The sequence below is a fragment of the Arthrobacter caoxuetaonis genome (assembly GCF_023921125.1).
Taxonomy (GTDB): domain Bacteria; phylum Actinomycetota; class Actinomycetes; order Actinomycetales; family Micrococcaceae; genus Arthrobacter_B; species Arthrobacter_B caoxuetaonis.
Genome location: NZ_CP099466.1, coordinates 2,335,063 through 2,358,267, shown reverse-complemented (window position 1 = coordinate 2,358,267; position 23,205 = coordinate 2,335,063). Strand labels below are relative to the sequence as shown.

At 63.7% G+C, this 23,205-nt stretch carries 20 protein-coding genes and 2 tRNA genes; 19 read left to right on the top strand and 3 right to left on the bottom strand.

The features are described 5' to 3' along the window. Positions 1–57: 57 nt before the first annotated feature. Positions 58–1,752, bottom strand: a complete 1,695-nt coding sequence (locus NF551_RS10820; protein ID WP_423721309.1) for an ABC transporter substrate-binding protein — start codon at positions 1,750–1,752, stop codon at positions 58–60. A 757-nt stretch (positions 1,753–2,509) separates the two neighbouring features. Between NF551_RS10820 and NF551_RS10815 the strand changes: the two genes are divergently transcribed. The 5 genes from NF551_RS10815 (at position 2,510) to NF551_RS10795 (ending at position 6,110) form a co-directional block, all read left to right on the top strand. Then, a tRNA-Lys gene (locus tag NF551_RS10815) sits at positions 2,510–2,582 on the top strand. Between the two features lie 152 nt (positions 2,583–2,734). After that, a tRNA-Lys gene (locus NF551_RS10810) sits at positions 2,735–2,810 on the top strand. Positions 2,811–3,325: 515 nt separating this feature from the next. Beyond that, positions 3,326–4,288, top strand: coding sequence for a sugar ABC transporter substrate-binding protein (locus NF551_RS10805; protein ID WP_227894703.1), 963 nt, complete (start codon positions 3,326–3,328; stop codon positions 4,286–4,288). 56 nt (positions 4,289–4,344) lie between these two features. Then, positions 4,345–5,337 carry an ABC transporter permease gene (locus NF551_RS10800; RefSeq protein WP_227915329.1) on the top strand — a complete coding sequence of 331 codons (993 nt, stop codon included), beginning with the start codon at positions 4,345–4,347 and terminating at the stop codon, positions 5,335–5,337. After that, positions 5,334–6,110, top strand: a complete 777-nt coding sequence (locus NF551_RS10795; protein ID WP_227894705.1) for an ATP-binding cassette domain-containing protein — start codon at positions 5,334–5,336, stop codon at positions 6,108–6,110. The genes NF551_RS10800 and NF551_RS10795 overlap by 4 nt, the downstream gene beginning before the upstream one ends. A gap of 124 nt (positions 6,111–6,234) precedes the next feature. Here the strand turns inward: NF551_RS10795 and NF551_RS10790 are convergent, their stop codons facing one another. Beyond that, a complete protein-coding gene (locus NF551_RS10790; RefSeq protein WP_229970807.1) occupies positions 6,235–7,518 on the bottom strand; it encodes an acyl-CoA dehydrogenase family protein in 1,284 nt (427 codons plus the stop codon). A gap of 217 nt (positions 7,519–7,735) precedes the next feature. Between NF551_RS10790 and NF551_RS10785 the strand changes: the two genes are divergently transcribed. From NF551_RS10785 to NF551_RS10720, 14 genes are all read left to right on the top strand, one after another. Continuing rightward, the gene (locus NF551_RS10785; protein ID WP_227894707.1) at positions 7,736–8,437 is read left to right on the top strand and encodes a TetR/AcrR family transcriptional regulator; all 702 of its coding nucleotides are present in this window, start codon (positions 7,736–7,738) and stop codon (positions 8,435–8,437) included. 69 nt (positions 8,438–8,506) lie between these two features. Then, a complete protein-coding gene (locus tag NF551_RS10780) occupies positions 8,507–9,118 on the top strand; it encodes a TetR/AcrR family transcriptional regulator (protein ID WP_227894708.1) in 612 nt (203 codons plus the stop codon). A 322-nt stretch (positions 9,119–9,440) separates the two neighbouring features. Next, positions 9,441–9,962: a nuclear transport factor 2 family protein gene (locus NF551_RS10775; RefSeq protein ID WP_227894709.1), complete on the top strand. Its 522-nt coding sequence runs from the start codon at positions 9,441–9,443 to the stop codon at positions 9,960–9,962. A gap of 2 nt (positions 9,963–9,964) precedes the next feature. Beyond that, positions 9,965–10,576 carry an NADPH-dependent FMN reductase gene (locus NF551_RS10770; RefSeq protein WP_227894710.1) on the top strand — a complete coding sequence of 204 codons (612 nt, stop codon included), beginning with the start codon at positions 9,965–9,967 and terminating at the stop codon, positions 10,574–10,576. 35 nt (positions 10,577–10,611) lie between these two features. Beyond that, on the top strand, positions 10,612–11,979 hold the full coding sequence (locus NF551_RS10765) for an acyl-CoA dehydrogenase family protein (protein WP_227894711.1): 1,368 nt from the start codon (positions 10,612–10,614) through the stop codon (positions 11,977–11,979). A 95-nt stretch (positions 11,980–12,074) separates the two neighbouring features. Then, the gene (locus NF551_RS10760; RefSeq protein ID WP_227894712.1) at positions 12,075–13,589 is read left to right on the top strand and encodes an MFS transporter; all 1,515 of its coding nucleotides are present in this window, start codon (positions 12,075–12,077) and stop codon (positions 13,587–13,589) included. 91 nt (positions 13,590–13,680) lie between these two features. Then, positions 13,681–14,868, top strand: coding sequence for an acyl-CoA dehydrogenase family protein (locus NF551_RS10755; protein WP_227894713.1), 1,188 nt, complete (start codon positions 13,681–13,683; stop codon positions 14,866–14,868). 41 nt (positions 14,869–14,909) lie between these two features. Then, the gene (locus NF551_RS10750; protein WP_227894714.1) at positions 14,910–15,557 is read left to right on the top strand and encodes a nuclear transport factor 2 family protein; all 648 of its coding nucleotides are present in this window, start codon (positions 14,910–14,912) and stop codon (positions 15,555–15,557) included. 46 nt (positions 15,558–15,603) lie between these two features. Then, positions 15,604–16,125 carry a flavin reductase family protein gene (locus NF551_RS10745; protein WP_227894715.1) on the top strand — a complete coding sequence of 174 codons (522 nt, stop codon included), beginning with the start codon at positions 15,604–15,606 and terminating at the stop codon, positions 16,123–16,125. 61 nt (positions 16,126–16,186) lie between these two features. Continuing rightward, complete coding sequence (locus NF551_RS10740) at positions 16,187–16,879, top strand: VOC family protein (RefSeq protein WP_227894716.1); 693 nt, start codon at positions 16,187–16,189, stop codon at positions 16,877–16,879. A gap of 3 nt (positions 16,880–16,882) precedes the next feature. Continuing rightward, entirely contained in the window at positions 16,883–17,734 is an 852-nt protein-coding gene (locus NF551_RS10735; RefSeq protein WP_227894717.1) for a fumarylacetoacetate hydrolase family protein, read from the top strand. Then, positions 17,731–19,686 carry an acetoacetate--CoA ligase gene (locus tag NF551_RS10730; RefSeq protein WP_227894718.1) on the top strand — a complete coding sequence of 652 codons (1,956 nt, stop codon included), beginning with the start codon at positions 17,731–17,733 and terminating at the stop codon, positions 19,684–19,686. Before NF551_RS10735 ends, NF551_RS10730 begins: the two co-directional genes overlap by 4 nt. Next, the gene (locus tag NF551_RS10725; protein WP_227894719.1) at positions 19,683–21,260 is read left to right on the top strand and encodes a bifunctional 3-(3-hydroxy-phenyl)propionate/3-hydroxycinnamic acid hydroxylase; all 1,578 of its coding nucleotides are present in this window, start codon (positions 19,683–19,685) and stop codon (positions 21,258–21,260) included. Before NF551_RS10730 ends, NF551_RS10725 begins: the two co-directional genes overlap by 4 nt. Beyond that, entirely contained in the window at positions 21,257–22,477 is a 1,221-nt protein-coding gene (locus NF551_RS10720; protein ID WP_227894720.1) for an acetyl-CoA C-acetyltransferase, read from the top strand. The genes NF551_RS10725 and NF551_RS10720 overlap by 4 nt, the downstream gene beginning before the upstream one ends. A gap of 60 nt (positions 22,478–22,537) precedes the next feature. Here the strand turns inward: NF551_RS10720 and NF551_RS10715 are convergent, their stop codons facing one another. Then, positions 22,538–23,191: a nuclear transport factor 2 family protein gene (locus NF551_RS10715; protein ID WP_227894721.1), complete on the bottom strand. Its 654-nt coding sequence runs from the start codon at positions 23,189–23,191 to the stop codon at positions 22,538–22,540. Positions 23,192–23,205 lie beyond the last annotated feature (14 nt).

Below are 23,205 nucleotides of genomic sequence, written 5' to 3'. Positions count from 1 at the left end.
GGTAAGGACAGAACGGGCCGGGACCCAGCGGCGCTGGATCCCGGCCCGGTTCGCCCGCTACTTGTTGAGCTTGATCTGGTTGAACACTTCGTCGTTGACGGGGGAGGCGGGGTAGGAATCCACGCGGTCCGAGAAGGCGAGCGACGGCGCCGGGTGTGCCAGCGGTACCGCCGGGACGAACTTGGCGATGTCGTCGTTGATCTTCTCGTACATCGGGGTCTGCTCCTCGAGGCTGCTCACCTGGCGTGCTGCCTCGAGCTGTTCGAAGATCTCCGGGTTGGAGAAGCCGAATTCGGGCTTCTCCTGGCCGAAGAACACTCCCACGAAGTTGTCGGTGTCGTTGTAGTCGCCGGTCCAGCCCAGCAGGTGGATGCCGTGATCTTCAGTGGCCTGCACACGGTCAAGGTAGTCCGGGGACCACTTGCTCGGCTGCGGGTTGACGGTGATGCCCACTTCCTCCAGCTGTGCGGAAATGTTGGAGAACACCTGCTCGGGAGTCGGCATGTACGGGCGGGAGACACCGGTGGGGTAGTTGAAGTCCACCGTGAAGCCGTCCGGGTAACCGGCTTCGGCGAGCAGTTCCTTGGCCTTCTCGGGGTCGTACTCGTACGTGGTGACGTCTTCGTTGTAGCCGTTGACGACGTCGGGAATGAACTGCGTTGCAACCTTGGTGCCTTCGGGAAGGGTCTGGTTGACCAGCGCTTCCTTGTCGATCGCGTGGGCGATCGCCTGCCGGACCAGCGGGTCGGCAAGCTGCTCGACCTTCTGGTTCATGCCCAGGTAGAGGATGGTGAAGGGATCACGCGGAATGACCTTGAAGCCGGCGTCGGCCAGTGCCTGGGTATCTGCCGGGGCCACCAGGTCATAACCGTCAATGTCACCGGACTGCAGGGACTGGCGGCGGGAGTTGGGATCATCGATGACGCGGAAGATGATGTCCGTGACCTGTCCCTGCTCGCCCCAGTAATCCTCGTTGGCGGAAAGCTTGATCTGGTTGCCGACTTCCCAGCCCTCGAACTTGAAGGGGCCGGTGCCGGTCGGGTGCGACTTGGCGTATTCGGTCAGTTCCGGTGCCTCAGCGGTGCCGGAGGCATCGTTAGCGGCGAACTCTTCCATGGCGGCGGGGCTCTGCATGGAGAAGGCCGGAAGGGACAGTGCCGCTATGAAGCCGGCGAACGGCTTCGCCAGGGTCACGACGGCTTCGTTCTCGCCGGTAGCTTCGCAGGACTCGTACGTGGCGTTTTCAGGGGTGTCAGCGAAGCCCTTGAACAGCTTGCTGTAGTAGTAGGCCTGGCTTTCGGCCTGCTGGATGCCCGTGAAGTTGTACCAGCGGTCGAAGTTCGCGCAGACGGCCTCGCCGTTGAACGGAGTGCCGTCGTGGAAGGTGACGCCTTCTTCGAGGGCGAAGGTGTAGGTCAGGGCGTCCTCGGAGGTCTCCCAGGACTTGGCGAGCAGCGGCGCCGGATCGGCGGTTCCGGGTTCGACGCCGACAAGGCCTTCGAAGATCTGGCGGCTGACGCGGAAGGATTCGCCGTCGGAGGCGAAGGCCGGATCCAGGGTCTTGGGGTCCGAGGATGCGGCGAAGACGAACGTGCCGTCCACCTCAGAGGCAGTGGCGCCGTCGTCTGCGGCATCGCGGTTGCTTTCGGCGCAGCCGGAGAGCACAAGAGCGCTCATGGCCAGGCCGGCAGTCAGGGCGGCTGCCCGTCGCCGGGCAGACCGGCTGAGAGTGAATCTGCCAGCAAGGGTCATTGTTCTATCTCCTCTGGGGCGGTGAGTATCGCTGCGGCCGGTCGGACCGCAGCGCACGTTTGTGTCGTGCAACACAAAACCATGGTCAGAGCCTACTGGCACACCGCGCATGCTTTGGGACGCTAAGCATGCTGGGCCCGGTCACAATTCGGTTACGTGCGCGGCCGGGCACTCCGAAGTGAATCGATGGACATAGGGGGCACGGCCGCCGTAGCTTCGAAAGGTGAGTCCGTCTCCATTTGCACACCGCCCGGCGGGAACCGCGCCTGCCCTCGCGCTGGCTGCGGGAGCGATCCTGGGCGCAGCTGCAGCCGGAGCAGGTGCATTGGTCCGAAGGATGCTCCGCCACCCGGTGATCAGCAGGGTCCGGCGCCCCGCAGATCCGGCAAAAGGATCCAGCAGTTCTGCGGAAGCCGTCACTGCTGTCAAGGAGGCGGAAGGAGAAGCGCTTCCAGGGTGGAAGGACGGGCCCGCAGGCGGAGGCAGGGAAACGGTCGAGGTGATCACACTGGACGCGGGTGTGAGTAGTTCGCCAAGAACGTGGGTAGTGCATGACGGGCCTGAATGGCGGGGCCTGCCGGGGGAGCTGGTGGTACCTGCCGATGACCCGCGCCGCAGGCCCGGACCTGACGCAGTGTGAGACGCCTCTCAAAGCGGCCCGGATTTCGCTTTTGCCGAAAACAGCTGGTAGAGTTTCATGTCGTTGCGGACGCTTCAAACGCCGAAATTCCGGCCGTCGAAACCTCCAAGACTGCCAGCACCTCTAGCTCAATTGGCAGAGCAATTGACTCTTAATCAATGGGTTCCGGGTTCAAGTCCCGGGGGGTGCACAGACAAGGTCCGCTGCTCCCGTCCGGGAGCAGCGGGCCTTTTTTGCATCCCTTGCGGGCTGTTCGTGGCGGGGCGAAAAAGCTGGTAGAGTAACTTGTCGTTGCTGATCGGCCGGGGGAAACATGACCCAGGCAGGGATGCACACCGCCAAGCACCTCTAGCTCAATTGGCAGAGCAATTGACTCTTAATCAATGGGTTCCGGGTTCAAGTCCCGGGGGGTGCACCAGCGAGGTCCGGAAAGCCCTGATGATACAGGGATTCCGGACCTTTTTGCTTTCCTGGGCCTTTGCGGCAGGAAGGCCTGCGCACGGCGAGAGCAGTCGTTCGGCACGGCCATCTCCGGCTGCCCGGGTGGCAGAATGCTCCCGCTGTATACGGCGGTCCCCAGGAAACCGAGTGCCGCAAAGTCTGACCATGGCCCACACCCAATCGATGGTGACGGGCATCCAGTGCCCGCGGCTGCGCGCTGGGGCGAGCCGCCGCTATGTATGAGCTCCGGAAAGCGCCGCGTAAGGCGCCTGACAAAATGGCCTCGCATCCCGTTAGTACCTTGCAGCTGCCCGGATGCCTCTTACATGTTCCATGGGCGGGAGGCCTGCGGGTCACTTGTGACGCGGCCGAAGCGAATTCAGATCATCTGCGCCTAATCATTGCGAATCGATAGAACTGGCCTGTACAGTCCAGTACAGCATCGATAAAGTGCCTTCCCTGGGCGGAGCAGCCCTCGTACAAGGAGTTTCAATGAAGAAGCCTCGTAGTATCGTTTTCGCTGGCGCGGTGTTCACCGTCGGACTGTTCGCCCTTTCTGGTTGCGCCGGAGCTGCCTCGACGGCCGATGCGCCCTCTGAGTCCGCGGACGCGAAGGGGGAGATTGCGTTCTTTTCGCCGTCGGCTCAGATCGACGTGGTTAGCGCGCTCGCCGCAGGAGTAACTGAGGAAATGGAGGCGCAGGGGTACACGGTAGTTGTTCATGACGCGAACTTCGACCCCGTTAAGCAGGCGCAGCAAATCCAGCAGGCGCTCGACACTCGAAGCATAGTCGGTGCGTGGGTTTTTCCAGTAGCCCCTGAAGCTGCGGCTCAAAGCGTGGAGGCGCTTCAAAGCGCCGGCATCCCCGCGGTCATCGAAGGGCCGCCGATGTCACTCGGCTTCGAAGGTCCGCAGCCAGGCATAGCCTTTGACACCCCTAGCTTCGTTAAGTACGGTACTGCGATCGGTGAGGCAGCGGCGAGCTGCGCAGTCCAGGATGGACACGAAGCCTTGTTCCTGTCGCCGCCTGATTCCGCTGGCGGGTCTGCTGCCGTGAACGAGGCAATCTATGCTTCATTTGCCGCTGGTGCCCCCGACGTGGAGATCGTCGGAACTGCGGAGGGAGCGGACCTTGCCAGTGCGCAGACCGCGGTCTCACAGCTTCTCATCGCTCATCCCGACGCGGACGTCATTATCGCGGCGAGTGACGAGACTGCACTCGGCGCGGTTGGTGCCTTTAAGGCCGCGAACAAGACGCCCGCGTGCATCGTCGCCGGTGGAGGCGGCGAAGGCGGCATGGCTGCATATGAGGCTGGTGACATCACTGCAATCATCAGTTGGGACTACACCTCCGCCATCGCCGAGGCAGCAGAGGACCTCATCAGGCTGATGTCCGACCCCACCTCTGTAGGCGGGATCATCGAGACTCCTGTCAAGGCTTCGGGCGGCAACTGAGAATGGCGCGCGTTATCGGCACGGAAACCGTTCATCAGGTTTCCCCCAGTACGAGCTTGCCGTGGAAGGTCCGCGGGCTGCTTTTGGTCCGTGACCAAGGGCTCATTGCACTCTGGGTCGGGATTATAGTCATCTTCAGTTTCTGGGGTGCCCCTCACTTCCTGTCGCTTCCAACAGCCGTTTCGGTACTCAACGCTGCTGCAATCGCCGGGATTTATGCTGCGGGTGTTGCCGTGGGAGTGATGACCGGAGTGCTGGACCTTTCCGTTCCGGGTACGGCCGCATTTGCCGGCGTCGTCACCGGTACCCTCTTGACGCAGGGATCACCGACCTGGCTGGCGGTTGCGGCCGGGCTGTTGGCGGGGCTCGTCGTCGGTGTAGTCAACGCGCTGGTCGTACTGCGTGGGTTTAATCCACTGATCGTAACGATCGCCATGCTCAGCGTCCTAAGTGGTGCTGCGCTGCTCCTGGCGAACGGCTCCAATATCTCCGGGCTGACCCAGCTCGTGTTCATGGGGACGCAGACCTACTTCGGCATTCCTGCCCCGGTGTACATTTCGGTCGGCGTCTTTGTGGTGCTCACTGTCTTTCTCAAGTACACCCGGGGCGGCGTTCGGCTGTTGGCAGTGGGCGGCGGCGCCGAAGCGGCCCGTCGCGTCGGAATCGCAGTAAACCAGTACCGCATTCTGGGGTTTGTCATCTCGGGAGTGTGCGCAGCGCTTGGAGGAATCGTGACCGCTGCATACATCACGACGGCGGTTCCGAGCGCGAGCGTCGGCACGGTCTTCACAGCGATGACCGCTGTCGCTCTCGCCGGGGTTCCCTTTGTCGGTGGGCGGGGAAGCCTGCCCCGGGTGGGGCTCGGTGCCGTCGTGGTAGCCACGATATCGGCTGGGCTCCTGCTCGCGAAGGTTCCCGCCGACTGGTCCTCTGTCGCCACGGGCATATTGCTCGTCGGGGGACTCGGGCTCAACATGTGGACAACAAACACCACGTCAAAGCTCCTTGTAGCCAACAACGGCGAAGGCATGAAAGGTGGGCTCCGATGAGCGGTGCGGCGTTTGAACTGAAGAATATTAATGTCCACTACGGCTACGCACGGGCGCTTGAGCAGGTCTCACTTGTGGTCCGCCCCGGAGAGGTCGTCGCGCTCCTGGGGGACAATGGGGCAGGTAAATCAACGTTGCTCAAGGTCATGTCCGGAGCACACGTGCCCACCGCGGGGGAACTGTTTGTGTCCGGTGAGCGGGTGCATTTCAAATCCCCGCGCGATGCCTCCGCCTCCGGTGTCCAGATGGTGTACCAGGACCTGGCGTTGGTAGAAGCGATGGACATTGCCGGAAATCTGATGTTGGGGCGCGAGCGTCTGATGCATGGACCGCTGGGCTGGCTCGGCTTCTTGGACCGAAAGGCCATGCGCAGAGAATCACAGCGTGAGCTCGATGCGCTGGGAGTGCGAACAGCGCCGGTGACAAGGTCAGTGGAGATGCTCTCCGGTGGCCAGCGGCAGGTCATCGCGATTGCTCGTTCGAGTGCCCGGTTGCCGGAACATGGGGTTCTGCTTATGGACGAGCCCACTGCGGCGCTCGGCCACGAGCAGACTGAGCTCGTTGAGTCGCTCATCCGAACCCTCGCCGCACGGGGCGTCTCGATCGTGGTCGTCACCCACAACCTTCCGCTCGCTTCCGCAGTCTCAGACCGTATCGTCGTCCTGAACCGCGGTCGGAAAGTAGCGGATGTGCCGACGGGGGAGACCGATAAGGACACCGTGGTGGGGTGGATCACCGGCGCCAGCGTTCAAGCGGGTGTGCTCCAACACTGAACACCGCCAGCCGCAGAAGGTGGGGCAGGGCCACTTGGCCCGGCCCCGCCTTCCGTTTTTCCAGCAGGACTGCACCTTGACGGTCCGGGATTGATCAGTCCCGGACCGTCAAGGTTTGTTTTCGCTACTTTTGAGCAGCCTTGTCCTGCAGTCCGCCGGCGAACATGCTGAACGGTGGCTGGCCGAGGAGGCGCCGGCCGCTGATCTCGGCGAGGGACTCCAGGCGCATTGCGCCGTGGGAGAGGATCACGGCGGCGTCACGGGAGTATCGCTGAAGCGGGCTGGAGAGTGCCATTCCGGAGGAGCCCGTAATGCGCAGGATGAGGTCTATTGCGTCCTTCGCGAGCTGGCCCGCGAAAGCCAGGCTGGTGCATCCTTGTGCTTCCTCATCACCGGTATAGTCCTCGCCGCGTACCGCGAGGTGGTCGATTTCGTCCGCGTACTGCAGCACCGTCGCCTTTGCCGCGTCAATGAGTGCTCTGGCCTTGCCGGCGGCAACCTGGCTCGAGGCCATCTCGGCAATGCTGGCGTAGGGCGGGCTGAACGGCTTCCGCGCGGGGGCTAGCTGGCGAAACACATCCAACGCGCCCTCCGCCATACCAACGAGAGCGGCCATGTTCACAACCGTGGCTGTCATCATGGAGGCGCGGGTCTTCGCCTGGTACGCAAGGCCGCTGAACCGGGCAGCGGCGCTATCCATGTGCATCGGGAGCTCGGCCATGTCAACGAACCGGTGGTCAGGCACGAACACCGGCTCAATTGTCACAATCGAATTCGAATCAGAGGCCGCCATTCCCGCCACCTGCCAATCATCAAGCCGCTTTATGTCGGCCGGATCCATCATGATCAGGGCATGCCCGCTCTTGTCACCGTCAACCCAGGCAGCACCGCCGAACAGCCAGGCGGCGTCATGGTTCCCTGATACATAGGTCCACTTGCCTTCGACCATCCACCCTCCCTCAGCCCGAGTGGCAGTGCCGGTTACCGCCGCGAAGGTGGAACCGCCGGCTGCGAGTGGTCCGGAGTGACCGTCCAGCCGGCTGTACAGTTCATTGACTAAACGCTCGGGGAGTGTGCTCACCATACGAAGGCTGGTGCCAACAAAGAATGTCCAGCTTGCGGAGGCGTCACCCTTGCCGAGCGCGCCCGCGATCTCCGCGATGTCGCGGGCACCCAGCGCATAGCCGCCGTACTCAAGCGGGGCGCACGCGCGGTATAGACCGAGATCCGTAAACGCTTCGATGATCCCGCTGTCCAGCCGGCCACGCTTCTCTGCTTCCGGGGCCAGATCGCGAATACGCTGCTGCAGACCCTGTACGCCGGCCGCGATCCGCCTCCCTTCCGGGCTGAGGTACCTGGAGGCCGCCGCATCCAACGGTGTCATCCGGTCGACGGGGGGACCAGGCATACGCCCCTCGTGGAGGCCAGTACCAGCAGGGTTGATCGTGTCAGTCATGGTCATCTCCGTCGATGTTCTGGTAAGTTGCTGTACTGTACCGCACAGTACCAGACGGGTAAGGCCGGTACACTGGACTTCTCGATCCAGGCGATAAGGTGGGTAGATTCCTCAATGCCTTCAACAGTGCGCATTGGCGGCAGTTGAAGTTCGAGCAAAGGAAGCGTGAATGCCCCGGAAAAAACGAAGTGGTCGCAGCAAGCGCGACATAGTCCTGGATGCAGCCGTTGAGCTGCTGTTGGTCAACGGATATGACGGTACGTCCATGGATGCGGTTGCCGCGCTCGCGGGGGTGTCCAAGACGACCGTTTACGCGCACTTTGCAGACAAACTCGAGCTGTTCAAAGCTGTATTGCATTACGGTGCCAGGGAGTTGGGGCAGCACCTGTCTGAGCTGAAAGAGCGCGATGCTTTATCTGAGGGGTCGGCGGAGGACCGTCTGGTGTCCGCGTTGATCGCCGCCAGCCAGGCCGGGTCAGGGTCCCAGGCCATCGCCTATTTCCGGGTGATGATCGCCGAAGCAAACCGGCGTCGGGAAATCCTAGACGCATTCGGTACTTTTGCGGCGGAGATGCCGGAGGTATCGGACATCGTCAGCATCATCGCGGACCTGCTCGTTGATTACGGTTCGGAGTGCGGCTTCACTCTCGATCGGCCAGATGCCCACGCCGCCATGCTCCTGCGCATGACAGCATCCGGCATTGAGTTCGATCAGCTGATCTCGGATTTTCAGCTTTCGGACGAGCTGCTTGAGTCGCACGTGGAATACATCACGCGAGTGTTCCTGCGAGGCCTCCGGCCGACGGCCAGCGAGCCTGCCGTGGCTTTGCCTCCAGGGTACGACTATCCCTGGGGCCCTGCATTGGCCTGACTTCCGAGGTGCGAAAGGCACGGCCTGGAAGGATAGGGTTGTGTCGATTCCCGATTTAGGAGGACTGCGGTGGTCAAGGCGCAGGATGAGCCCGGGCGGCGCACCAGACTCTCGGCTGCGCGGCAGACAGAGATCCTGGCCGCGGCCGTTGAGCTGCTTGAAGAGGTTGGATACGAGAATCTGACGATGGCCGCGGTGGCCAAGCGCGCCAGATGCAGCACGGCGACCATATATCGCCAGTGGCAGGGCAAACCCGGCCTGGTTATGGCCGCGCTTCGGTCTTATTCCTCGATCGCCCAGCCTGCCGACAAGGACACGGGTACACTCTCTGGTGATCTTGCTGCCATCATGGACGACCTCGGGCAGGTCGCGGAGTCGGAGATGGCGCTCCTGGCAGCCCTCGCTCACGCGTCCATGAAGGACCCGATGCTCGCTGAGACGATGCGCAAACAGCTCTCCGCTCCTGCAGGATCGCCGCTGGACCGGGCGATCGACCGCGCCGTTGTTCGAGGCGAGATCACCGTTGACGAGGTGACGCGCCGGTATTGCCACCACGTCTTCCTTTCAATCCCGCTCGCCCGGCATCTGGTCGAGGGCTCGTTCCCTGATCCCGCGTATTTGAAGGGATTTGTGGAGACGATCCTGCTTCCTGTGCTTGCGCCCCGCGGAGGGCTCCGCTAGCTGTCCGGAGAGAAGGCATTTCCTGCAGGCAATCTGAAAAGCCGCGAAGTGAAGAGGGACCAGTTCAAACTGAGCTGGTCCCTCTTTTTTGGGGTTGATGGGTTGGCCCCGGTGTTCGCGGAGAACTCGTCCCGGTGTCCGCGCAGGGCCCGCGTATGTGCCACGAAAATTCGACGCGCGGAAAAGGGTTGTGCATGGCTGAATGTGGCGTTAGTCTCACTTCTAGGTGAACGAAACGATGTCGTTTCGATAATGGGCGGCCCTTCATTGCTTCGTCCGCGATGTCCGCGTCCTCAGCTCACCTCGAACAAGGAGACAGCGCATGAGTGGATTTTCGATCGTCAACGGGATCGCAGAAATTACCGATCCTGCGATCTATGAGAACTGGCTCGACAATGAGGAGTTCAAAGCGGCGGTAGCTGCTGATTCCTCGCCGGAACGCAACGCGGTCAAGCGCCTGCTCATAGACTTCGAAGCCGACCTGGCCCGCATGGTCCGTGACGACCGGGTGCAGGAACAGGTGGTTGAGGTGATGACGAAGTACGCTGCCTGGGATTACGTTCAGCACGATCCGAACGCAGCCGGTAACGGCCTTGAGAAGCTCATTGAACACTTCCGGAATGTGCCGGTCGTCGGCGAGGTTTCGCCGCCGGTAGTGAGCGTCATCCTTGACGGCGAGGTCGCGTGCCTCATGATGCGAAAACCTGTCCCGGATCCAGTCGTGCCGGACACGACCTACGAGTGGAACATCCTCACCGTTTTCCGGGTGCACAACGGAAAGCTGGCGGAGCACTGGAGCACGTTCCGCAAAGCGGTCCCCGGCCGGGATCCGCTGGGGGACTGACCGTGCCGAAACTGCAGATCATTGTCGGCAGCACCCGCCCCGGCCGCCTCGCCGGGCCCATTGCCAAGTGGGTCTTCGAGAAGACAGCCGCGGATGGGCGGTTCGACGTCGAGCTCGTCGACATCGCGGAGTACGGTCTGCCCGTCCTCGACGAACGGCACCACCCCGTCCTCGGACGCTACGAGAATGAGCACACTCAGCGCTGGGCCGCCAAGATCCAGGAAGCGGACGCGTTCATCTTCGTCTCACCGGAATACAACTACGGGCCATCCGCTGCCCTGCTGAATGCGTTCGACTATCTCGGGCGCGAATGGATGTATGCCCCAGTGGCGTTCGTCAGCTACGGCGGCATCGCAGGAGGCCTCCGGGCAGTCCAGGTCATGAAACAGATTGTCACGACTGTTCGGATGATGCCCCTGCCGGACGGCGTCGCGCTGCCGCTCGTTATGCAGAACTTTGAGGCCGGCGAGTTCGTGCCGCCGCCTTCCGCTCAGAGGGCCGTCGCACCGATGCTCGCGGAACTGCTGCGGTGGACGCAGGTGCTGGGCCCGCTGCGTGCCGAAGGTCCGCCGCCGCCCACGCTGCCTCCGGGACCCCCGGCGCCTCGCTCCTGATCACGGAAACCTCACAGAAGAAACTGGATCCCGCAATGACATCACACACAATCCCGCCCGCAGGCATCCCCAACGGAGAACCGATCCTGCGGGACGGTCTTCCTGCCGCCCGGGCGAAGTTTCCCGAATCGCCGTACCTCAGTGATGAGGGACGCCGAATGCGGGACGAGATCGTCCAGCTCCTCCCGTCGCTGCGCGAACAGGCCGCCGAGGGGGAAGCGCTCGGCGCACTCACTCCCGCGACTCTGGAGGCGGTGAATGGCGTCGGTGCCTTCAAGATCACAATCCCCACGGAGTTGGGCGGCTACGCACTCGGGGCCCGCGATACTGCGGAGGTCGTGCGAACACTCGGCCAAGGCGATGCAGCAGCCGCCTGGCTGGTAATCGTCTCCAGCGCCACCCGGAACATCCTTGGATTCGATGTGAAGGTCCGTGACGAAGTATTTGCGGGAATCGATGACTGGGTCGGTCCGCTCGTGTTCGGTGCGACGGTCTTTGCTCCAAAAGTCGGCGACGGGCGCAAGGTGGCGGGAGGCTACCAGGTGAAGGGGAAGTGGTCGTTCGGCAGCGGCAGCAAGCACGCTGCCTGGGGCTCGGTCGGTTTCGAGTATGAAGACCCGGCGAGCGGCGAGCGGCGACGTGCAATGGGGGTCCTGTCCAGGGACCAGTACGCGATCGTAGACGACTGGCATGTCATGGGCCTCCAGGCGACAAACTCGAACAGTATCCGGGCGGACGAGGAGACCTTCGTCCCCGACTACCGCGTCGTCCACACCGCGGACCTTCCGCGTCTGAGCGATTCTCTTCGAGGCGCCTACTCGGGGCTGGGCTTCAAACACGGCGCGTTCGGCATGATGATCGGCAGCAGCGGCGCATTCGCGGCGTTGGCCATCGGAATCGCACAGGGGGCACTTGACTCGTTCCTGGCTCAGGCTGCCAAGCGTCCGCCCTTCAACCTGCCCTACCCGGCGATGTCGGAGATGGCCTCGATCCAGGTGGTCGCCGGTAAAGCGCGTGCGGTCATCAATGCAGCGGAGGCGGTCCTCGCCCGGCACATGGACGAGGCCGATCGGCGGGCGCTCGCAGGCGAGGACTATCTCCCGTCTGAAGAACCCGAAATCACGATGGATCTCGTCCACCTGATCCACCAGTGCCTCCACACAGTGGACGGGCTCCTCCTCGCTCTGGGATCGTCGGCGGTTTCCCTCTCCAATCCGATCCAGCGCGCGGTCCGGGACATCCACGTCCTGGCGACTCATGGGGCATTCCGCATCGATCCGATGGCTGAGATCAATGGCCGGGCGATGTTCGGCCTTTCCCCGTTTCCGATGATGGCGGCTATCAGTTCGCCCGTCACTGCTCCGGAGAACGTGCGTCCTCCGGCAGCCCCGCCGCACCCGTAAGGCCGTGCCCGCGTGTTCGCCCGCCGGGCCCCCCAGAACCGAAAGGCGCCAACGTCAACGTCGACGTAGGCGAGTACCGACCACAAGGAGCTCCGATGCAAAAAGACAATCCTGTTGTGCCGGCGGCGAGCTTTCCGCCTCCTGCACCGTTGCTCGACGGTGCAGCAAAAATCAGCTTTAGACAATACGCACTCGAGTTCATGAAGGCCCCTGGCCGGGCTAAGGCGGCGCTTATCGGCAGTCTCCTGCTGGTCGCCGTGAGTCCTGCGGCCCTGGCTGCGATGACACCCTTTATTGTTCCGGCCTTCGCGATGAGCACAGGTACACGGCCGCAGGACGGGATCCTTCTGTTCGTCAGCATTCCGCTGCTCGTCGGACCATTGTTCCTTCCCTTCCTCGGACGCTGGGTCGACCGCCACGGCGCCCGGACGGTCGCTTTGCCGTCCATCATTCTCTATGCGGTTTTTATGGCCTTGGTTCCGGTCGCCGGCACCACCACATGGCTGCTCGGTGTGCTTCTTACCCTCACGGCAATCTGTGGCTTCAGTGCGAGCCTGGGTGTGGTGTTCAAAGTCATCTCCGGGTGGTTCCCGGCGCATCGCGGCATTGGTTTCGGCCTCATTGGCGTGACATCCGGTATGATCGCGGCAATTTCGTCGCCTCTGTTTCAATGGCTTATTAACGGAAACGCGGCGACCCCCGCTCCGCCGGCGGCAGGGGAGATGCCCGCGGGTGCCGAACCCCCTGCCGATGCCGGGAGTGCTGGTCTGATTCCACCCGGTGAAGCGGGCGGTGCGCCTCTTCCCACCGTCGACCCCGGGGTCTTCGAGGGGCTTGGCTGGGACGGCACCTACCTCGTTACCGCCATCGCGGTCGCCGTCATCGGAATCCCCACCGTGCTCTGGCTCATCTCCGAGCCCAAGGTCACTGCGCACGTTCCTCTGCCCAAGGCGGTCGACGCTTCTCTTCCGGGGGTGCCGTTCCGGAAAGCGATTTTGACGCGACCGTGGATTCTGCTCATCCTCTTCCTCGTCCTCGCTGGGACCGGGCCGATCGCGATGCGTCAGAACGCAGTGGATTTCTTCGGCCAGTCCGGTGTCAATCCCGCCGCCGTCTCGGTCTCGCTTTCAGTACTCGCCAGCACGTCAATCATTGGACTGCTTGCCGGGGGCACCACTCTTGACCGCACACGTCGCCCCTGGGTCGTAGCCCTGCTTCTCCTCGGCGCACCGGTAGGTCTCCTGCTCGCACTCGGTAACGGTGGTTCCCTGGTGCTTGTCTATCTCTCTATGGGACTGCTCGGCATCATCGCGGGCGTGGAGTCGGCCCTGGGCCCGGCGCTGATCGCCAAGTATTTCGGGATGAAGTCCTTCGCGGCACTCCAAGGCATGACGCTCGCGGTTACGGGTGTTGCGCTTGCGGCGTCCCCGTACCTCTTCAGTGCGCTTCAGGCAGCTACGGGAAGCTACGCCGCGCCGATGCTCGTACTCGTTGTGCTGGGCGTCATCGCGGTAGCGTGCGCCGCCCTTCTGCCGAAATACCCCCCTGCATGGGCGAATCCGGAACTGCTCGACGAGACCGCGGCGACTCCACCGAGCCGGGCCGTCTAGTTCCCATCCGGCGGCCGGCGGGTGCACGCCCGCCGGCCGTCATCCCGTCCTCTATGTTCTCGTTTTCCGTTATAAGAAAAGGTACACAGTCATGATCCATGCGCCCACCGCTCCATCTGCATTCGACCTGCTCGCTCGTGCGGAGGAGCTCGTGCCAGCCCTGCGCGCACGCGCTTCAGAGACCGAGGAGCTGCGCCGCCTCCCGGACGAAACGATCTCCGACTTCGAAAGGGCAGGCCTATTCAGCGCGATGCTCCCAGCCACGCTGGGCGGCTCCCAGATCGACCTCATCGAGTACGTGGACATCGTCCGAACCCTGTCCCGGGGCGACGCGTCAGCCGGGTGGGTCGGCGCGTTCCTCATGGCCCACAATCTTCTGCTTGCCCGTTACGGAGTGCAGGCACAGTCGGACTTCTTCCAGGGCGGCACGTATGCTCTGGCCGCAGCGGCAGCAACTCCGCCAGGAACGGCAGCGCCGACCGAGGGCGGCTACCTGGTCAGCGGTCGCTGGCGCTTCGCCTCCGCTGTGATGCACGCCCAATGGGTGATGGTCAGCGCTCTTTCTCCAACCGGGCCGCTCTCGGTGGCGGTGCCCATCGAGGACGTGACGGTGATCGACACGTGGCAGGTCCCCGGTATGAAGGGCACCGGGAGCAACGATGTAGAGGCAGAGGACGTCTTCGTTCCCGCGCACCGAACGATTGAGTTCGCGTTGTTCTCCGCAGACTCGGAACGGGCTGCTGCGCTGCACCCCGGTTACCCGCTCGCTGCGTACCCCGTCAACCGCATTCTGCCTGTCATCCAGGCGGCAGTTGCGCTCGGCACCGCGGATGCGGCCCTGGAGCTGTTCCGCGGAAATGCCGGTAAGCGTGTCCGTATGCAGACCGGGCAGCGAATCGTGGACGACCCCCTCGTGCGGTCGGCATACGCCCACGCGTGGGACCTGCTGCACGTCGCGGAGCTGCAGATGAGGGACGCACTCGAAATGACGGCCGCCATCTACGGGCCTGAGCGCTCGCAGGAAGCAAGCCTTGAGAATCGCGCCGTGATCAACCTGGGTCTCACCGGGGCGGGCACCAAGGCATTCGCTGCAGTGGACCTTGTGGTGCGCTCGTCGGGGGCCTCTATCTTCCGCACGGGTGACCCGCTGGAGCGCATCTGCAGGGATGCGCAGGTCATCCGCAATCATGCGTCCGCAGATTTCATGACCATGAGCGCTGTTGCCGGCGGTGTCCTCCTCGGGCAGGATCTCGGCGACTTCCCCGAGCCCCTCTTTTAAACGACGTCGCCCCTCCATCCCCTCCGTTACGAAAGGGCATCATGTCCGAACTCGCAGATATCACCCGCCGACTGGAGCGCCTCGAAGCTGTTCATGAAATCGAAAACCTCATGGGGCGCTATGCGTTCTACCACTCGGCCTACCGGGATGACCTGATTCCACCGCTGTTCGCGGACCGGGAGGACCTGGTCGTGGAGATGCCGTTCGGTACGTTCACCGGGCGGGATGCCGCACGGAGAGCGTGGGCGCCGCCCCCCATGAAGGCACCCTCGCGTGATTTGACCGGTGAGTACGTTGAGCACCTGCTCACGACTCCGGTGGTGGAAGTTGCCCAGGACGGGCGCACCGCTCGGGCGGCATGGATCTCACCGGGCGCCGAGGCGCATCACCTCGGCTGGGTTGAAGGCAACCCGCTTCGGGCGCTTTGGTACTGGGGGCGTTACTCGGCGGATTTCGTCCGTGAAGACGATGCCTGGCGGCTCTGGCACTTCCGGCTCTCCGCCACCTTCATCACGGACTACAGTGCCAGCTTCACGGACGCCGCTGCACAGCTGAGCCCGCCCCTGCCGCCCTACGACGAGAACGGACCAGATGCTCCGCCCCGGGGTCAGGTGCCGTACTCACCGGTCTGGGATCCCCGTGACCTTGCCCTGGCCCCGGAACCGTACGGCACGTTCCCCGGCATATGACATCAGCACCATTGCGCATAACTGGACTACACCGTACAGTACGTTTATGAACGAAAAGGAGGCAACAGTGAAAACTCATGCCGAAGTTCCTGTTGACCAGCAGTCATTCCGTGCATCCATGGGAGCGGTGGCTACACCGGTTTCCATCGTCACCACGTCTATTCACGCTCCGCATGGGACCACCGTCAGCGCATTCGCATCACTCTCGCTCGACCCGCCGATGGTCCTGGTCTCGCTGCAAAACGACTCAGACCTGCTCGGCTTGATTTCGCAGTCCGGACGTTTCGGGCTCAACGTCCTCGCCTTTGACCAGGCGGGCATTGCCTCCACCTTCGCGAAGCGTGGTTTGGACCGATTCGAGGGAGTCGATTGGGTGCTGGACCAGGGGGTGCCGCGAATCGCCGGCATTGCGTCCTGGGCGGCGTGCCGGGTCGTAGACCTCATACCAGGTGGGGATCACACCATCGTGACCGGACTTGTTGAAGGAGCGGACAGCGCAGATGTCGCTGGCCTGGTCTATCAGCACCGCCGGTTCGGGCATTTCACGCCCGTTGAACCGGCTGCTTAGCGAGCATCGGGTTAAACCAATAGAACACCGGCTGCCGCAGCAGCCGCCGAGTTAAGGAACAATGATGTCCCAGTCCGTTTACGCCACCACACCCAGGCCACGGCCGATCCGGGTGCCCAAGCTGCACCATGCGACCTTCATGACCATGGAGATCGACCCGATGGTGAGGTTCTACGAAGCTGTCTGCGGCCTGCAGCCAGTCTTTTACTCGGAGAACGCCGCGTGGCTGGTCAATGACGAGGCGAACCACCGCATCGCACTGCTCCGCATCCCGGGGACGGTCCCGCCGGTGAACAAACCCCACTCGGCCGGGATCCACCACACGGCCTTCGAGTACCCCGACTTCGACTCGTGGCTCGACAACTACGTCCGCCTGCGGGACCAGGGAATCCTTCCTGCCTTCAACATGGACCACGGTATGACGATGTCCATGTACTACGCCGACCCGGACGGGAACGGCATCGAGATCCAGGTGGACAACTTCCATGACTGGGGCAAGTCGAGCGAGTGGATGTGGGCATCGCGCGAGTTCGCGGAGGACCAGCTCGGACCGCAGTTCGATCCGGACAAGCTGGTTGCAGCACGCGAGGCGGGGATGGACCACGACGAGATCCATCGCCGGGCCTATGCCGGGGAGTTCCGTCCCGCCGTTGAAGTGCCCAACCCGTCGTTCCCCGACCGCTGGGCAGAAAAAATCGCGGCGAACCCGGAACTCCTGCGCGGAGTTCCCTTCCCCATGGCAGCGGAGGCCTGAGACATGCGCATCGCTAACCTGAACGGCCGTGCAGCGCTTGTCAGTGAGAGGGGAGCGGTGGACATCGCCGCAGCCTCCGACGGCGTTTTCGGGCCTGACCCGATGGACGTGTACGAGCGCTGGAGCGACTTCGTTGCCTGGGCAGCGGCGGCGACCTTGCCGGCGGCAGCGCCCTTCGAACCAGCCGATCTCGGCATCCCGGTTCCCAGGCCTCCGCAGGTGCTCGCCATCGGCGTGAACTACAAGGACCACGCCGCCGAGGCGAACATCCCGGCTCCCGATGAGCTGATCGTCTTCACGAAGTTCCGTTCCAGCCTCGCAGCGCCCAATGCACAGGTCGAACTGCCAAGCGACGACGTCGATTACGAAACCGAAATCGTTGTGGTTATCGGTAAGGAAGGCCACAAGATCTCCAAGGCTGATGCGTGGCAGCATGTGGCCGGGATCGCCGTCGGACAGGACTATTCGGAACGCACGGTGCAGCGTCGTCCCCCCGTACCGCAGTTCTCGATGGGCAAGTCGTTCCCGAACTTCGGACCGTTCGGACCGTACGTGGTCACACCGGACGAATTCCCGAACCGGAACTCCATCTCGTTCCACGCAACGCTGGAGCGCCCGGGCGAGGAGACGATTACTCTTCAGGACGGTGACACTGACCAGCTCTTCTTCCCAATTGACGAGAGCATTCACAGGCTCTCGCAGATCGTGACGCTGCTGCCCGGCGACATCATCTTCACGGGCACGCCGGCGGGCGTGGGACTCTCGCGCGGGATCCTGATGCGGCCGGGCTACCGCCTCACCAGCACTCTCGACGGCTTCGGCTCGTTCACGAACGAGTTCATTGCGGCATCGTGACCGAGACGCCTGAGGCGCCCGAGGTCACCTGGGCGCCGACCGAGGAGAGTATCCGGAAGACCAAGCTGTGGGCCCTGCGGGAGCTGGCCCTCGAACGCCACGGGGTACTCGTCGATGACTATCCCGCATTTTGGCGGTGGTCGGTCGAGGAACCCGGGGCGTTCTGGGATCTCGTCCGTGAACACGCAGGCCTGATAGGCGACGGGCTGGTGGGACCTGCTCTTTCGGAGCGCCGCATGCCCGGCGCGGTCTGGTACCCGGATGCGCGGCTGAACTATGCCGAGAACGTCTTAAGGCACGCGGATACACGCCCGGACGAGGTAGCGATCGTGGGGCTGTCCGAGGATGGGCGGATTGAGTGGACCTGGGCCGGTCTCCGCGACCGGGTCGCTGCCCTCGCCTCCCGCCTCCGCGGCCTCGGCGTGGAGGAGGGCGACGTCGTCGCGGCTGTGTTTCCCAACGTTCCGGAGGCGATCGCGGCGATGCTCGCGACCGCGTCCGTCGGCGCTGTCTGGTCAGTGTGCTCTCCCGACTTCGCCCAACCTGCGATCGTGGACAGGCTCGCGCCGTTGGAGCCCCGCGTGCTGCTGGGTTCCTCCGGCTACACGTTCAAGGGCCGCCCGGTCGACTCCAGGCCGCTGGTGGACTCGGTTGGCTCCGCCCTGCCCTCAGTGACCGACGTCGTGTACCTCGATGACCTCGATGCCTTGCCGTCTGCATCCGCGGACTACCGGCGGCTGCCGTTCGACCACCCCTTGTGGGTTCTCTTCTCCTCGGGGACCACGGGCGTTCCGAAAGGCATTGTGCACGGACACGGCGGGATGCTGCTGGAATCGGCCAAGGGAATCGGGCTGCAGTTCGACCTCGGTCCGGATGATCGGTACTTCACGGCAGCGAATACCTCCTGGATGGTGTGGAACACGCTTCCCAACACGCTCAGCGTGGGGGCGTCCGTGGTTACCTTCCCCGGTGCGTCCATGTGGCCGGACGCCGACCGCCAGTTCGCCATCGTCGCCCAGGCACACGCGACGATGCTCGCGACAGGCGCCGCATATCTCTCCCTCGTGGAGAAGTCCGGGCTGCGCCCGGGGGATCGCCACGACCTCTCGTGCCTCGACACGATCATGTCCACGGGCTCGGTTCTCGCCCCCTCGACCTGGCGCTGGGTCCACGAGGCAGTCAAGGCTGATGTGCATCTGTCCAGTGATTCCGGCGGCACCGATATTTGCAGCGGTTTTATCGGGGGTAACCCGTGGCAGCGCGTGCACCTCGGCGAACTGCAGGGACCGACGCTTGGGACTCCCGTCCAGGTTCGCACCGAGGACGGCCGGGAGGCTGCGGACGACGAAGTGGGTGAGCTCGTACTGACCGGGCCGATGCCGTCGATGCCGGTCCGCTTCTGGGGCGATGAGGATGGGGCCAAATACCACGCGGCGTACTTCGAGGCCGATCCCTCCGTCTGGACTCACGGCGATTGGATCAGCCGCACCCCGCGCGGGGGCCTGATAGTGCACGGAAGATCCGACGCCACGCTCAACCGGGACGGCGTGCGGCTTGGCAGCGCGGAGATCTACGCCGCGCTGCAGACTCTGGACGAGGTGCGCAACGGCGTCGTTCTGGGGATCGAAATGCCGGGCGGGCGGTACTGGATGCCGTTGTTCGTGGAACTGGCCGACGGCGTTGAACTCACCGACGACCTGGTAGCGCGGATCCGGACCGCCATTCGCTCCCGGGCGACGGCACGGCACGTTCCCGACGCGATCGAAGCAGTGCCGGGCATCCCGCTCACGTACTCCGGGAAGCGGATCGAGGTGCCTTTGAAGAAGGTGTTCCTCGGCTACGACCAGGCCAAGGCAGTCAATCGGGGATCGCTGCAGAATCCAGGCTCGGTCGACTGGTTCGTCCAGCGGGCCCGAGTATTCAATGAAGAGAACGGAATCCAAGCCAAATGAGCGACAAAGATGTCGATGTGCTTGTTGTGGGGCAGGGCGTGGTTGGGCAACTGACATCGCTCTACCTTGCACAGCGCGGGTACCGGGTGCTGGCCGTTGAGCAGCACCGCGAACCGTACTCTTTGCCACGGGCAGTCCATTATGACCCTGACGTCAACCGATTCCTGGCCGGCGTAGGTCTGGACGCGGACGAGCAGGCAACGTTCAGCGAGCCTGCCCTGAGTTACGACTGGCTGACCGCTGACGGGAAGCTCCTGCTGACGTTCCCCGCACCCATCGACGGGCCGCAGGGGTGGCCGGAGTCCACAATGTTCGCCCAGCCTGACCTTGAAGCCGCGCTGAGACGGCATCAGGAGGGGGTTGAAGGGCTCGAGATTCGCTGGGGAACCGCCCTTACCGGGTACAACCAGGATGCGGATGGGGTGTCAGCGGTCATCGCGGGACCTTCCGGTGAGGCCACGGTCCGTGCCACATTCCTGGTGGGATGCGACGGCGCCAATTCGACCGTGCGAGAACTCGCCGGTCTGGCAATGAAGGACCTGGACTTCAGCTCGGACTGGCTGGTGATCGATCTTCAAATGTCCGAGCGTGCCTGGACGCCCGAGAACGGCCAGATCTGTGACCCCCTGCGTCCGACCTCGGTAGTCTCCGGCGGTCCGGGGCGACGCCGCTTCGAATTCATGCTGATGCCGGGGGAGGATGCTGCTGCATTCACCAGTACGGAAAACGCCTGGGGACTCGTCGCGCCCTGGGGGGTCACCCCCGGGAACGCGGAGCTTGAGCGCCTGGCGATGTACACCTTCCACGCACGATGCGTCACCGAATGGAGCCGCGGACGTGTGTTCGTGGCCGGCGACGCCGCACACCAGATGCCGCCGTTCTTCGGCCGGGGCATGGTGTCCGGTGTTCGCGATGCCGCGAACCTCGTCTGGAAAATTGACCACGTCTTGAGCGGGGTCGCGCCGCTCAGCCTGCTCGATACCTATGGGAGCGAGCGGGGCGCACACGTTCAGCATGCGCTGATGATGTCACTCGAACTCGGTCGAATGATTTGTGAGACCGACCCCGCCAAGGTCGCCGAGCGTGACGCCCATTTCCTCAGTGCCGGGCCTTTTCCCTGGAATGCCCTTCCCCCCATGCCGCCGGAGATCCTCGGTCCGGGATTCTTCCCGGGCGGTGCGCCCGGGGCTGATCCGATCGCCGGCCGAATCGGCGTGCAGGGACGGTTGCGGGGCCTCGACGGCAGCGAGAGCGCCGCAGACCGAATTACCTGGGGTGAGTTCGTGGCCTTCGTGGACGGGCGAGTAGTCAGCGAGGAAGATGCGGAGCGTATCCGCGCGGCCAAACCCGCGGGATTCCCGTGCAAGGTTATCGAGGTCATGCCACCCGATGCTGCGGCCCGCAACCGGCACAGCGGCAGCGACGTCGACGGCCGATACGGCGAGGTCTTCGAAACTGCCGTGGCTGTCATCTATCGTCCCGACTTCCACGGGTTCGGCTCTGCGAAGACCGTTGACGACGCCATAGACCTCATGTCCGCACTTGAATCGACCCAGCTACGGGAGCCCGCATGACCACACTCAACGACGACGACGCCGTCATCGTCTCCATTGCCCGCACCGCCATCGGCCGCGCACGCAAGGGCGGGCTCGCCGACGTGCGCGGCGACGAACTCGCGCGCCAGGTGTTCGCCAGCGTCATCGGCCGGGTACCCGGATTGTCAATCGAGGACGTCGAGGACCTGATGCTTGGCACAGCGGCACCCGACGGGGAGCAGGGCTTTAACATGGCCCGTGTCGTGGCGACGCTGCTCAACTACGACACGCTGCCGGGCACGACCGTGAACCGCTTCTGCGCATCCTCAATTCAAACCACCCGGATGGCCTTCCATGCCATCAAAGCCGGCGAAGGGGACGCGTTCCTCGTCGGCGGCACCGAGTCGACATCACACGCGGCCCCGCCGGCCGGGGCAGGCAACCCCGCCTTCGACGCACCTGCCGAACGCACCGCGGAGGCGATGCAGTCGGCGGAGCCGTGGTGCGACCCGCGCGCCGACGGCGGGATGCCCGACGCCTACATCCAGATGGGCCACACCGCGGAGTACGTGGCGCGGTTGACCGGGGTCAGCCGTGCGGAGCAAGATGCCTTTGCAGCGCGTTCCCAGTATCTGGCGGCGGAAGCGCAGGCCAGCGGCTATCTTGCGCGGGAAATCGTGCCCGTGGTGAGGGCGGACGGGTCGATCTTCGATCGGGATGACTCGATCCGAGAAGGCACCACGGTGGAGGCACTGGCGGAACTCAAGCCCGTTTTCTCTCCCGTCGGGACGGTCACGGCAGGCAATGCCTGCCCGCTGAACGACGGCGCATCCGCCGCACTCGTTGTCTCCGGACGGTACGCGAAGGCGCACGGCCTGCAGCCACTGGCACGCATCGTCTCGACAGGTGTTTCGGGCCTGTCTCCGGAGATCATGGGGCTTGGCCCTGTGGAGTCATCGCGCCGGGCGCTGCGCCGGGCCGGCCTGAGCATCGCAGACCTCGACCTCATCGAGATCAACGAGGCATTCGCCGTCCAGGTCGTCGCTTCTGCGCGGGAGCTCGGGATAGACATAGACCGTCAGCTCAACACGCACGGCGGGGCAATTGCCATTGGGCATCCGTTCGGTGCGACCGGTACCCGTCTCATCGGCACGCTGATCAACGGCTTGTCGACCGGAGACAAGACGCTCGGTATGGCCGCGCTGTGCGTGGGTGGTGGCCAGGGCATGGCAATCGTGCTGGAACGCCTCAGCTGATAGGCAGAACAAAAGCGGCCGGGTGATATTTCATCCGGCCGCTTTTCGTTGTTCCTGCGCCTAGAACTCGTCCTCGTCGACGAACGTGGCGTAGGGCTCGGGCGCGTGTACGAGTTTCTTGGGATCCCAGGACGGGGTGTACTCGACCTGGAATCGCGGAGCGCTGTCCGGCCCGCCGTTGCCGACTGGGGCAGGGGGCCGGGGGAGGCTGCCGTCGGTGAAGCTCTTGTAGTAGTCGGCAACGAACGTGAGCGAGTTCCGGTACTTCCAGATCTTCCAGGCACCTTCCTCCTTGCGGAAGACCAGATGGTAACGGCCCCAGTACCAGAAACCGTGAAGGGGATTGCCCTCGACCCAACCGAGGTGGTGCGCCTCGGCGCCCGGTGTGATCCAAGCAGCCTTCGCCGTTTCGAGGTCATCGGCAACCTCGATGACTGGTGTGGACAAGAGGTGCTCCACGTACTCGCCGCTCAGGTCGCGCGGCGGCAGACCCTCGTCCAGGGCGCCGACGAAGCAGCGCTGCGCGGCGTCGGAACCGGTGTAGCGGCCGAACGGGAGTTCGATCACGGTGTCTGGCCGTGTGCTGAAGTAAGGGACGATCGGCTCGTTCGCATAAGCGGAATGAAGAAACTCGATCCTTCCCATGATGTTCGAGATCTCGATGTAGGCCTCGGTTCGGGAAATCCGGCGTTCAAGTGCTGCAATGTCTGTCATAGGGTCTTCCTTTT

Excerpts from the sequence above, each read along its gene's own strand:
- NF551_RS10745 (WP_227894715.1), top strand. The coding sequence starts at position 15,604 with ATGAACGAAAAGGAGGCAACAGTGAAAACTCATGCCGAAGTTCCTGTT.
- NF551_RS10760 (WP_227894712.1), top strand. The coding sequence starts at position 12,075 with ATGCAAAAAGACAATCCTGTTGTGCCGGCGGCGAGCTTTCCGCCTCCT.
- NF551_RS10720 (WP_227894720.1), top strand. The coding sequence starts at position 21,257 with ATGACCACACTCAACGACGACGACGCCGTCATCGTCTCCATTGCCCGC.
- NF551_RS10750 (WP_227894714.1), top strand. The coding sequence starts at position 14,910 with ATGTCCGAACTCGCAGATATCACCCGCCGACTGGAGCGCCTCGAAGCT.
- NF551_RS10790 (WP_229970807.1), bottom strand. The coding sequence starts at position 7,518 with ATGCCTGGTCCCCCCGTCGACCGGATGACACCGTTGGATGCGGCGGCC.
- NF551_RS10725 (WP_227894719.1), top strand. The coding sequence starts at position 19,683 with ATGAGCGACAAAGATGTCGATGTGCTTGTTGTGGGGCAGGGCGTGGTT.
- NF551_RS10765 (WP_227894711.1), top strand. The coding sequence starts at position 10,612 with ATGACATCACACACAATCCCGCCCGCAGGCATCCCCAACGGAGAACCG.
- NF551_RS10805 (WP_227894703.1), top strand. The coding sequence starts at position 3,326 with ATGAAGAAGCCTCGTAGTATCGTTTTCGCTGGCGCGGTGTTCACCGTC.
- NF551_RS10775 (WP_227894709.1), top strand. The coding sequence starts at position 9,441 with ATGAGTGGATTTTCGATCGTCAACGGGATCGCAGAAATTACCGATCCT.
- NF551_RS10735 (WP_227894717.1), top strand. The coding sequence starts at position 16,883 with ATGCGCATCGCTAACCTGAACGGCCGTGCAGCGCTTGTCAGTGAGAGG.
- NF551_RS10715 (WP_227894721.1), bottom strand. The coding sequence starts at position 23,191 with ATGACAGACATTGCAGCACTTGAACGCCGGATTTCCCGAACCGAGGCC.
- NF551_RS10740 (WP_227894716.1), top strand. The coding sequence starts at position 16,187 with ATGATGTCCCAGTCCGTTTACGCCACCACACCCAGGCCACGGCCGATC.
- NF551_RS10785 (WP_227894707.1), top strand. The coding sequence starts at position 7,736 with ATGCCCCGGAAAAAACGAAGTGGTCGCAGCAAGCGCGACATAGTCCTG.
- NF551_RS10795 (WP_227894705.1), top strand. The coding sequence starts at position 5,334 with ATGAGCGGTGCGGCGTTTGAACTGAAGAATATTAATGTCCACTACGGC.
- NF551_RS10755 (WP_227894713.1), top strand. The coding sequence starts at position 13,681 with ATGATCCATGCGCCCACCGCTCCATCTGCATTCGACCTGCTCGCTCGT.
- NF551_RS10820 (WP_423721309.1), bottom strand. The coding sequence starts at position 1,752 with ATGACCCTTGCTGGCAGATTCACTCTCAGCCGGTCTGCCCGGCGACGG.